Raw genomic sequence first — 10,247 nt, 5'->3', positions numbered from 1 at the left:
ATCAAGCGCAACCTCAAACGGTATCTAGCGCGCCGGGTCTACAAGATCCTCAACGCGCTAGATACCGTTCCTCAACCCGCTTGACAAGACATAGAAGGATCGAGGTTGCTGGGCCGCCGTCAGGTAGCGGTGAGGTTCCGGTCAGATAGTCGAGATGATTCCTCGTTCCGTCAGACGGGAGGCCAGACCGGCTCCGTCCGGGGCGTAGATCCACGGCACGCCCTGGCCGCGGCCGTGGCGCTTCGACCGTCCGCCGGCCCACACAGCCTCACCGACGGTGAGCTGTCGGATCGCCACAGCGGCGACGTTCTTCGGGTGGTTCTCGACGAACTCCCCATAGATCTCCTCATCGTTCTGCCCGTCGTCACCGATGAGCAGCCACTTCATCCACGGGAATTCCCGGGCCAGCCGTTCAAGCGAATTGCGTTTGTGCTCCTTGCCCGACCGGAACACCCGAGTCGTCGTCGGCCCCCAGTCGGTGAGCAGCAGCGGACCCATCGGGTAGAGATTGCGGGACAGGAAGCGCTTGAGCGTCAATGCAGAGTTCCACGCCCCTGTCGACAGATAGACCATCGGAGTGTCCGGGCGCATGAAGGTGATCCGGTCATAGAGCACGGCCATTCCCGCCACCGGGGACCTCGCATGCTCGCTGAGGACGAAGGTGTTCCACGCGGCGAGGAAGGGACGCGGCAGCGAAGTGACCATGACCGTATCGTCGATATCGGAGATGATGCCGAAGGTCGAGTCCTCACCGATGATGCGCACGGCAGCAGAGTCGACGAGCGAGCCGTCGGTCCACAGTTCGATCTCCGTCTCCCCTGGCTCGAAGTCCCCGGGGATCACTGCGTCGATGATGCCTCCGCGATCGGAGGTGACCATATGCTCTTCGTCGTTCACGCGCACCCATGCGGTGTCATTGGGCAGAGGCACACTGACGAAGGACTTCCACCCGCGGATGCTCGCATGGACATCGGCGGCCGGCTGACCGTTCGGGGTGAGCACCAGGCGTCCCAGCACCCGCACCCAACCGGTCCCGCCGTAGGTGTCATAGGCGATGACGGTGCGATGATAGGCGTGGTCGGTGGCCCGATTCTGGATCCAGCCGTTGAACCGGTCCTCCACCCGCGCAGCAGTGTGGAGCATATCCGGTGTGAGGTTGAGCGGCCCGTCTTCGGGTTTCTTCTTCGCCACGATCAGATGAAGCCGATCTTGTCATAGACCTCGCGCAGGGTCGCCTCGGCGATGGCGCTGGCCTTCTCCGCCCCGCGATCGAGGATCGCCTGCAGCTGGGCCCGGTCCTCGAGGAGTTCCAGCGTCCGCTCCCCCACCGGTGTCAGGGTCTCCACGGCCACCTCGGCGAGGTCGACCTTGAGGTGACCGTACATCTTCCCTTCGTACTCGGCGACGATGTCGTCGACCGGACGTGAGGTCAGTGAGGAATAGATCGTCAGCAGGTTCGACACTCCCGGCTTGTTCTCTGGGTCGAAGGCGATCTCGGTTCCGTCGTCGGTCACGGCGGACTTGATCTTCTTCGTCAGGGCCTTCGCGTCATCGAGGATGTCGATACGTCCCTGCGGGCTGGGCTGGGACTTCGACATCTTTGCGCCAGGATTCTGCAGATCGTAGATCTTCGCGGTCGCTTTGAGGATCTGCGCCTCAGGAACGGTGAATGTCTTGCCGAACCGGTAGTTGAAGCGTTCGGCGAGGTTGCGGGTCAGCTCGAGGTGCTGGCGCTGGTCCTCGCCGACGGGAACGAGCTGCGGGTTGTACAGGAGGATGTCGGCGGCCATCAGCGCCGGGTAGGTGAGCAGTCCCAGGGACACATGCTCCTGTTTCGCGGACTTGTCCTTGAACTGGGTCATCCGGCTGGCCTCACCCATCGAGGTGGTGCATTCGAGTACCCAGGACAGCTGCGGATGGGCAGGCACCTGGGACTGGACGAAGATCGTCGACTTCTCCGGGTCGAGTCCGGCGGCAATGAACTGCGCGGCCGTGCGCAGGGTACGTTCCCGCAATTCGGCCGGGTCCTGCTCGACGGTGATCGCGTGCATGTTCGCGATGAAGTAGAAAGCATCGTGCGACTCCTGGTGAGTCACGAACTGCTGCAGGGCTCCGATGTAGTTGCCGAGATGAAGCGAATCGGAGGTGGCTTGGATACCTGAGACAGTGCGTGGCTGTGAAGAGTTCGTCATAGTCCTATGATGCCATCTCCCCTGTCGGCTCTGTTCAGGCGTCCGGTCTGGTGGCGGGGATCACGCTCGGCTGCGGACCAGCGGTATAGTTCGTACCAGATCACATGATTCGCCAAGGTGTCTCCCAGTTCTCGAACATCTGTCGAGCAGCGGCCAGCGAGGGTCTGATCATGCTGAGAACTCAACAATCCCGACGCGTCATCTCCTACGGATCTGATGCGTCGTCTCTCAAGGAGGAGGACTATGTCGGTCGAATACATCAAGACCGAGGGCGACCTTCCGCCGGTCGCCGTGGTCGAGAAGCCACGCTGGACACCGGCGAAGATCGTGCTGTGGGTGGCCATCGCCCTCATCGCCGGCGCGGGCTGGTCGATGATCGCGTTCGTGCGCGGTGAAGAGCTGTCGGCCAGCTGGTTCGTCGCCGCAGCCGTCGGCAGCTACCTCATCGGCTTCCGCTTCTACGCGAAGCTCATCGAATGGAAGATCTGCCGCCCGAACCCGAAGCGAGCCACCCCGGCAGAACTCAACGACAACGGCCGCGATTTCGCGCCGACCGACCGCCGGGTCCTGTTCGGCCACCACTTCGCCGCGATCTCCGGTGCCGGCCCCCTCGTGGGACCGATCCTCGCAGCCCAGATGGGCTACCTGCCCGGAACCCTGTGGATCGTCTTCGGCGTCGTGCTCGCCGGCGGTGTCCAGGACTATATGGTTCTATTCTTCTCCATGCGCCGCAACGGCCGATCGCTGGGACAGATGACCCGCGATGAGCTCGGTCGAACGGGCGGAATCATCGCCTCTATCGGCATCATCCTCATCATGGTCATCCTCATCGCGGTCCTCGGCGTCGTCATCATCAACGCGCTGGCCGAAAGCCCCTGGGGCGTCTTCTCCATTGCGATGACCATCCCGATCGCCGTGTTCATGGGCATCTACATGCGCTACCTGCGCCCCGGCAAGGTCGTCGAGACCTCGGTCATCGGCATCGTGCTGCTCGTCATCGCGATCATCGCCGGCGGCTGGGTCCACAACTCGCCGTTCTGGTCCGAGATCTTCCACCTCGACAAGGTGACTCTGGCCTGGTGCCTGATGATCTACGGATTCCTCGCCGCCGTGCTTCCGGTGTGGGTGCTGCTGGCACCGCGCGACTACCTGTCGACATTCATGAAGATCGGCACCATCGTGCTGCTGGCCGTGGGCATCCTCATCGTCAACCCGACCGTGCAGATGCCTGCGCTGACCGAATTCGCGTTCAACTCGGCCGGTCCGGCGTTCGCCGGTGCCCTGTTCCCGTTCCTATTCATCACCATCGCCTGTGGAGCTTTGTCGGGCTTCCACGCTCTCATCTCCTCAGGCACGACTCCGAAGCTCATCGAGAAGGAGACGCAGGCTCGCCTCATCGGCTACGGCGGAATGCTCATGGAGTCGTTCGTCGCCATCATGGCGCTGGTCGCCGCGATCTGCCTCGACAAGGGCCTCTACTTCGCGATGAATGCCGCCGAACCGCTCACCGGCGGAACGGTGCAGGGCGCGTCGGACTTCATCAACAACTCCTTGGGAATGTCCGGAGTGGAGACGAGTCCGGAGATCCTCGATCAGGCGGCCAAGGACGTCGGTGAGGAGAGCATCGTCTCTCGCACCGGCGGAGCCCCGACGCTGGCGATGGGAATGGCGCACATTCTCCACAATGTTTTCGGCGGACCGGCCTGGATGTCGTTCTGGTACCACTTCGCCGTGATGTTCGAGGCCCTGTTCATCCTCACCACGATCGATGCGGGTACCCGCGTGGCCCGTTTCATGCTCTCGGATGTACTCGGCAACTTCTCGAAGAAGTTCCGGGACCCCTCGTGGACTCCAGGTGCATGGCTGGCGACGGCGATCATGGTCGCCGCTTGGGGATCGATCCTGCTTATGGGAGTCACCGACCCCCTCGGCGGAATCAATACGCTGTTCCCGCTCTTCGGCATCTCGAACCAGCTGTTGGCCGCGATCGCCCTGGCCGTCGTCTTCGCAATCGTGTGCAAGATGGGTCTGGCCAGGTGGGCGTGGATCCCCGGCATCCCGCTGGTCTGGGATCTGGTGGTCACGATGGTCGCCTCGTGGCAGAAGATCTTCTCCTCCGACCCGAAGCTCGGCTATTGGGCTCAGCACTTCGCCTACAAGGACGCGCTGGCCGCCGGAGAGACCTCGATGGGCAATACCGAGGGAGTCGCGGCGATGAGCGCAGTCGTGCGCAACACCTTCGTCCAGGGCACCCTGTCGATCGTCTTCGCTCTTCTTGTCGCGATGGTCGTCGTCATGGCAGTCTGGAAGTCCATCGAGGCCATCAGGAAGGGGTCCCTGCCGACTACGGAGGAACCCTTCGTCGAGACTAAGATGTTCGCACCGGCCGGTCTCATCGCTCGCAAGCCCGAGCGTGAGCTGCAGGCGCAGTGGGACGAGCATGCAGCAGGAAGGCAGAAGGAATGAGCACCCCACATCTGCTCAGCCGCATCGCCAGCGATCCGTGGGGATCCCTGCGCCGAGGCGGGGCCTGGCTCCACTGGTACCTCAAGGAGATCATGGGCGAGAACGCCTATATCCACTACCTCGAATCCTACGAGCGCCGTCACGGCACCCGTGAGGGTGCGATGGGGGAGAAGGCCTTCTGGAGAGATCTCACCGATGAGCAGGACCGCAACCCCAAGGCCCGCTGCTGTTGAGATTCTGAAGCTGCCTGCGGCTCAGGACGCAGAGTGGACAGCGAAGAGCCCGGGGCTCAAGACATCTCGTCTTGAGCCCCGGGCTCTTCGTCTGTCGTTCGAACTGCGGTCAGGCCTGGACGGACGGGAGGTCGTAGTCGATGACCAGCGGAGCGTGGTCCGACCAGCGCTCGGCCCAGCTTTCGGCTTTGTCCACGGTGGCCTTGACGGCGGTTTCGGCCAGGGCCGGAGTGGCCATCTGATAGTCGATGCGCCATCCTGTGTCATTGTCGAAGGCCTGACCGCGCATCGACCACCAGGTATAAGGTCCGTCGATGTCGCCGCTGAGTTCGCGGTGGACGTCGACGTAGCCGATCTCCCCGAAGAACCTGTCGAAGTAGGCTCGTTCCTCCGGGAGGAATCCGGACTTCTTCCGGTTGGCCTTCCAATTCTTCAAGTCACGCTCGGTGTGGCAGACGTTGAGGTCGCCGGTGACGAGGACATGGTCGGCGGTCTTCGCCAACTGCGGCATACGGGCGATCATGCGGTCGAGGAACCGGTACTTGTCCTCCTGTTTGGGGGTGCCGGCCTCGCCGGAATGGACATACGCGGACACAAGGGTCAGAAGCGATCCGTCGCCAAGGCGGAAGTCCGTCTCCACCCAGCGTCCGGCCCGGTCGAAATAGCCGTCGTCGCCGAGTCCTTCGCGCACCGCTTCGGGTTCGGTGCGGGCCATCACGGCGACGCCGGCACGGCCCTTCGCCTCGGCATCATGGCTGATCGTGGTGTATCCGGTGTCGGCGAGGACACCATGCGCAATATCGTTCGCGGCGCGCACTTCTTGGAGGGTGATGAAGTCCGGTTTCGCTGCATCGACCCAGGTGGGCATCCCCTTTCGCCATGCTGCGCGGACTCCGTTGACGTTGACTGAAGCAATCCGAATCATGTGCTCTATGATGACATGGAGCGCACTATTCTTCCGGGACGGGGCGTTATAGAGTGATGGTAAGTACGAACACATCAGGAGGCGCAATGGCCGTTGACGAAACTTTCGACACCGAGCAGCTGAGCATCAGTCCGCTCGATGAGGTCGACGCCCGCGAGATGCGCGAATTCCTGCTTGACGCTCAGGCCAACTTCTGGGGAGATCGCGATCTCAGCGGTGACCATGATGCCTACTGGTTCCGTCAGTTCGTCACCTCGGGGCTCGTCGCCCGCTACCGTTCGGAGATCGTCGGATACCTGCTCGGCGTCATTCCCCATGATGGTCCTGCCTACATCCACCTGGTGGCAGCACGGTCGGATTTCCGTCACCAGGGAATCGGCCGTCATCTCTACCAGCACTTCATCGACCATTCCCGTCAGCTCGGTACCTCCTCGGTGCAGGCGACGACGCTGCCGGAGTCCTCGGGTGCGATCTCGTTCCACTCCTCCATGGGCTTCAGCGGAGAGCTCATCGAAGACTATGCAGGCCAGGGCAACCCGCGCGTCTTCTTCGAACTCAAGTTCCCCGAGGACTGAGCACCCGGCACCGCCCACCTCCCAGAACTACCTGACGGCGGCCCAGCAACCTCGCGCGAGGTTGCTGGGCCGCCGTCAGGTAGTAATAGGGGTTAGTTGGCTGAGCGCTGGGCGGTGTCGACGACGTTCTTGAGCAGCAGAGCTCGAGTCATCGGTCCGACGCCTCCTGGGTTCGGCGAGACCCAGGACGCCACCTCGGCGACCCCCGGATCCACGTCTCCGACGATCTTCGACTTCCCCGTCTCCGGGTCCGTCTCGCGCGAGACTCCCACGTCGAGGACGATTGCTCCGGGCTTGACCGCCTCGGCTTTCACGATGCGAGCCGCACCGGCGGCCGCGACGATGACATCGGCCTGAGCCAGCAGCTCATCGAGGTTGCGTGTGCCGGTGTGGGTCAGGGTCACGGTCGCATTGTGCTCACGCCGAGTCAGCAGCGCACCGATGGACCGGCCCACGGTGACCCCGCGACCGATGACCACGACATGCTTGCCAGCCAGATCGATGCCATTGCGGGTCATCAGCTCGATGACACCGCGCGGAGTGCACGGCAGCGGAGTCGTGATCTCCGAGTTCACGTTGAGCACGAGCCGGCCGAGATTCGTCGGATGCAGGCCGTCGGCGTCTTTGGCCGGATCGATGGCTTCGAGGATCGTGTCCGTGTCGATATGGTCCGGCAGCGGAAGCTGCACGATGTAGCCGGTGCAGGCGTCGTCCTTGTTGAGCTCGTCGATGACCGCCAGCAGCTCTTCCTGGCTCACCGATTCGGGCAGGTCACGGCGGATCGAGCTGATCCCGACCTCGGCGCAGTCACGGTGCTTGCCCGCGACGTACCATTTCGAACCTGGGTCCTCCCCCACCAGCACTGTGCCGAGGCCCGGGACGATTCCGGACTCTGCCAGAGTCGCAACCGCCTCGGTGAGTTCGGCCTTGATCTGCTTCGCGCAGGCTCTGCCGTCGAGGATCTGTGCACTCATCAGTACTGCTCCAGCCCTTCGTAGAGGGGGAAGTCGTCGCTGAGCTTCTTCACGCGTGCGGCGAGTGCCTCGACATCGGCACCGGGCTTGAGCGCCTCGGCGATGACGTCGGCGACCTCGGTGAACTCGTTGTCGCCGAATCCGCGGGTGGCCAGTGCCGGGGTGCCGATGCGCAGCCCCGAGGTGACCATCGGCGGACGCGGGTCGAAGGGCACGGCATTGCGGTTGACGGTGATGCCGACCGAGTGCAGAAGATCTTCGGCCTGCTGTCCGTCGAGGGCGGAGTTGCGCAGGTCGACGAGCACGAGGTGGACATCGGTGCCGCCGGTGAGCACGGTGGCTCCGGCGTCGGCGACGTCGGAGGCCAGCAGGCGCTCGGCCAGGATCTGGGCACCGCGCACGGTGCGTTCCTGACGTTCCTTGAACTCGGCGGAGGCCGCGAGTTTGAAGGCCACGGCTTTCGCTGCGATGACATGCATGAGCGGTCCGCCCTGCTGTCCCGGGAACACGGCGGAGTTGAGCTTCTTCGTGTACTCCTCCTTGCCGAGGATGAAACCGGAACGGGGCCCGCCGATGGTCTTGTGCACCGTCGAGGACACGACATCGGCGAACGGCACCGGGTTCGGGTGCAGCCCGGCGGCGACGAGTCCGGCGAAGTGGGCCATATCGACCCACAGCTTCGCACCGACTTCGTCGGCGATATCGCGGAAGGCCTGGAAGTCCAGCTGACGAGGGTAGGCCGACCATCCGGCGACGATGACCTCAGGGCGGTGTTCGAGAGCCTTCTCGCGCACCTTGTCCATATCGATGCGGTAGGTATCGGGGTCGACCTCGTAGGAGGCGACATCGTAGAGGCGTCCGGAGAAGTTGATCTTCATACCGTGGGTGAGGTGCCCGCCATGGGCCAGGGACAGCCCGAGCATCTTGTCACCCTGACGGGCCAGAGCGTGCATGACAGCGGCGTTGGCCGAGGCACCGGAATGGGGCTGGACGTTCGCGTAGTCGGCGCCGAAGAGGCTCTTGGCGCGATCGATGGCGAGGTTCTCCGCGACGTCGACGTATTCGCAGCCGCCGTAGTAGCGCTTGCCGGGATACCCCTCGGCGTACTTGTTCGTCAGCACCGACCCCTGTGCTTCCAGCACGGCGCGCGGGACGAAATTCTCCGAGGCGATCATCTCGAGCGTCGACCGCTGGCGGCCCAGCTCGAGGTCGAGGACTTCGGCGATCTGCGGGTCGATGTCGGCAAGCGAAGCCTGCATCGAGTTTTCGGTCATGAGTACTCTCCTGTGGCATCCGATGATGGGAGCGAGGCAGCGCGCAAAACGCGGCCGTCACCCGGCACCATGCTAACAGCGACGCCGCCTGCTTCCAGGGCCGCGACCGCCATCCGGATGCCGACTCGGAGTGGGCGTTGAGCGCAGCCACCGATTAGGATCGAGTCCATGAGCTGCGAATGGATCCTGAGAGTCACCTGCCCCGATTCGACCGGCATCGTCCATGCCGTGACCGGGGTGCTCGCGGGCCTGGGCGGCAACATCACCGAATCCCAGCAGTTCTCATCCCCCGATTCCCGTCAGTTCTTCCTGCGCCTGCAGTTCTCGACGCCTGCAGAGACCTCGGCCCAGACCGTGGAAGAGGCTCTCGCCGAGGTGGCTCCCCGGTTCGCGATGACCGTGAGCCTGCAGCCGGTGGAGAAGAGGACTCGCACCCTGATCATGGTGTCCAAGGCCGCACACTGCCTCAACACCCTGCTGTTCCGGCATTCCGCCGGTCAGCTGCCCATCGACATCGTCGGCGTCGCCGGCAACCATGACGACCTGCGCCCGCTCGCCGAATTCCACGGCCACGATTTCCACCATATTCCGATCACCCGGGAGACGAAGGCCGATGCCGAGGCGAGGCTCTCGGCTCTCGTCGATGACCTCGATGTCGAACTCATCGTCTTGGCCCGATACATGCAGATCCTCTCCCCCGACCTCTGCGCCCGCCTCGAGGGCCGGGTCATCAATATCCACCATTCGTTCCTGCCGAGCTTCAAGGGCGCGAAGCCCTACCATCAGGCGCATGCCCGCGGCGTGAAGATCATCGGCGCGACCGCGCACTACGTCACCAGCGACCTCGACGAGGGGCCGATCATCGAACAGGATGTGGCCCGCGTCGATCACAACCAGGCCATCGCCGACTTCGTCCGGCACGGTCAGGACGTCGAGGCGGCGGTTCTCGCTCGGGCCGTCGCCTGGCATGCCGAAGGCCGCGTGCTCATGGACGGCCACCGCACCGTCGTCTTCGACTGAGCCTGCCCCTCGCCGAGGCGGCGCGCCCCCGTCCGGGGCCGCCTCGGCGAGTGGATCGACCGTTCCGATCCACGACGCCGAGGGGATCCGTCGTTCGGTGGGTCGCCTCGGTGAGAGTAGGTATTCGGGACTCTGTCTGATGCGGTTCTGACACATCTTCGGATTTTCCATATCCCCGCCCCTGTTGCTGGGTTAGCCTCGGAGCATGAGAGAGACCCACCTCACACTGGAAGCCGAGCTCCGTAGCCTGCCGATCCCCCGCGGTCCGGTGAATCTGGCCCGACAGGCCGTGCTGCGCCTGGCGAACGTCGGACTCACCGCCGCCTACGGCGCCTACCGTGCCCACCCCGCGATCTGGCGGTTCACTGCCCGCCATTACAACCCGCGGCTCGAACCCTTCGCGAAACTCAATGCGTGGATGATCTGTCAGCAGGCCTCCCTCGATGTGCCCGCATACCAGGACTACTGTGAGTATTGATGGTGGCTGGTCTGGGACTGGCTGGCAGAGTAGGAACTGACCGTCCCATCGATCATCATGACCCTCAGAACTACTGACTCGAACGATGTCCTCGTCGGGATCTGTCTGAT

The 10,247-nt window shown here is 63.7% G+C and carries 10 protein-coding genes; 5 read left to right on the top strand and 5 right to left on the bottom strand.

What is annotated here, in order from left to right:
- Nucleotides 1-141: 141 nt before the first annotated feature.
- Nucleotides 142-1,191, bottom strand: coding sequence for an App1 family protein (locus BI49514_RS15885; protein ID WP_101547424.1), 1,050 nt, complete (start codon nt 1,189-1,191; stop codon nt 142-144).
- 2 nt (nt 1,192-1,193) lie between these two features.
- Nucleotides 1,194-2,192, bottom strand: a complete 999-nt coding sequence (gene trpS, locus BI49514_RS15880) for a tryptophan--tRNA ligase (protein WP_101547423.1) — start codon at nt 2,190-2,192, stop codon at nt 1,194-1,196.
- A gap of 243 nt (nt 2,193-2,435) precedes the next feature.
- Here trpS and BI49514_RS15875 point away from each other — a divergent pair, with 243 nt between their 5' ends.
- Entirely contained in the window at nt 2,436-4,658 is a 2,223-nt protein-coding gene (locus BI49514_RS15875) for a carbon starvation CstA family protein (RefSeq protein ID WP_101547422.1), read from the top strand.
- Entirely contained in the window at nt 4,655-4,891 is a 237-nt protein-coding gene (locus tag BI49514_RS15870) for a CstA-like transporter-associated (seleno)protein (RefSeq protein ID WP_101547421.1), read from the top strand. Before BI49514_RS15875 ends, BI49514_RS15870 begins: the two co-directional genes overlap by 4 nt.
- Before the next feature lie 109 nt (nt 4,892-5,000).
- Here BI49514_RS15870 and BI49514_RS15865 read toward each other — a convergent pair whose 3' ends face one another.
- Complete coding sequence (locus tag BI49514_RS15865) at nt 5,001-5,816, bottom strand: exodeoxyribonuclease III (protein ID WP_180954399.1); 816 nt, start codon at nt 5,814-5,816, stop codon at nt 5,001-5,003.
- 86 nt (nt 5,817-5,902) lie between these two features.
- On the opposite strand from BI49514_RS15865, the gene BI49514_RS15860 reads away from it, so the two are divergent.
- Nucleotides 5,903-6,391: a GNAT family N-acetyltransferase gene (locus tag BI49514_RS15860; protein WP_101547420.1), complete on the top strand. Its 489-nt coding sequence runs from the start codon at nt 5,903-5,905 to the stop codon at nt 6,389-6,391.
- 92 nt (nt 6,392-6,483) lie between these two features.
- On the opposite strand, the gene BI49514_RS15855 is transcribed toward BI49514_RS15860, so the two are convergent.
- The gene (locus BI49514_RS15855) at nt 6,484-7,365 is read right to left on the bottom strand and encodes a bifunctional methylenetetrahydrofolate dehydrogenase/methenyltetrahydrofolate cyclohydrolase (RefSeq protein ID WP_101547419.1); all 882 of its coding nucleotides are present in this window, start codon (nt 7,363-7,365) and stop codon (nt 6,484-6,486) included.
- Entirely contained in the window at nt 7,365-8,639 is a 1,275-nt protein-coding gene (gene glyA / locus BI49514_RS15850; protein WP_101547418.1) for a serine hydroxymethyltransferase, read from the bottom strand. The genes BI49514_RS15855 and glyA overlap by 1 nt, the downstream gene beginning before the upstream one ends.
- A 168-nt stretch (nt 8,640-8,807) precedes the next feature.
- On the opposite strand from glyA, the gene purU reads away from it, so the two are divergent.
- Nucleotides 8,808-9,659, top strand: a complete 852-nt coding sequence (purU, locus tag BI49514_RS15845; RefSeq protein WP_101547417.1) for a formyltetrahydrofolate deformylase — start codon at nt 8,808-8,810, stop codon at nt 9,657-9,659.
- 205 nt (nt 9,660-9,864) lie between these two features.
- Complete coding sequence (locus BI49514_RS15840) at nt 9,865-10,137, top strand: hypothetical protein (protein WP_244195045.1); 273 nt, start codon at nt 9,865-9,867, stop codon at nt 10,135-10,137.
- Nucleotides 10,138-10,247: the final 110 nt, after the last annotated feature.

The sequence above is a fragment of the Brevibacterium iodinum ATCC 49514 genome, from assembly GCF_900169265.1.
In the GTDB taxonomy this organism is placed as follows: domain Bacteria; phylum Actinomycetota; class Actinomycetes; order Actinomycetales; family Brevibacteriaceae; genus Brevibacterium; species Brevibacterium iodinum.
The sequence above is the reverse complement of the archived record's forward strand: the minus strand, read 5'-3'. Positions and strand labels throughout refer to the sequence as shown.

Excerpts from the sequence above, each read along its gene's own strand:
- purU (WP_101547417.1), top strand. The coding sequence starts at position 8,808 with ATGAGCTGCGAATGGATCCTGAGAGTCACCTGCCCCGATTCGACCGGC.
- BI49514_RS15860 (WP_101547420.1), top strand. The coding sequence starts at position 5,903 with ATGGCCGTTGACGAAACTTTCGACACCGAGCAGCTGAGCATCAGTCCG.
- BI49514_RS15855 (WP_101547419.1), bottom strand. The coding sequence starts at position 7,365 with ATGAGTGCACAGATCCTCGACGGCAGAGCCTGCGCGAAGCAGATCAAG.
- BI49514_RS15840 (WP_244195045.1), top strand. The coding sequence starts at position 9,865 with ATGAGAGAGACCCACCTCACACTGGAAGCCGAGCTCCGTAGCCTGCCG.
- trpS (WP_101547423.1), bottom strand. The coding sequence starts at position 2,192 with ATGACGAACTCTTCACAGCCACGCACTGTCTCAGGTATCCAAGCCACC.
- BI49514_RS15865 (WP_180954399.1), bottom strand. The coding sequence starts at position 5,816 with ATGATTCGGATTGCTTCAGTCAACGTCAACGGAGTCCGCGCAGCATGG.
- BI49514_RS15870 (WP_101547421.1), top strand. The coding sequence starts at position 4,655 with ATGAGCACCCCACATCTGCTCAGCCGCATCGCCAGCGATCCGTGGGGA.
- BI49514_RS15875 (WP_101547422.1), top strand. The coding sequence starts at position 2,436 with ATGTCGGTCGAATACATCAAGACCGAGGGCGACCTTCCGCCGGTCGCC.
- glyA (WP_101547418.1), bottom strand. The coding sequence starts at position 8,639 with ATGACCGAAAACTCGATGCAGGCTTCGCTTGCCGACATCGACCCGCAG.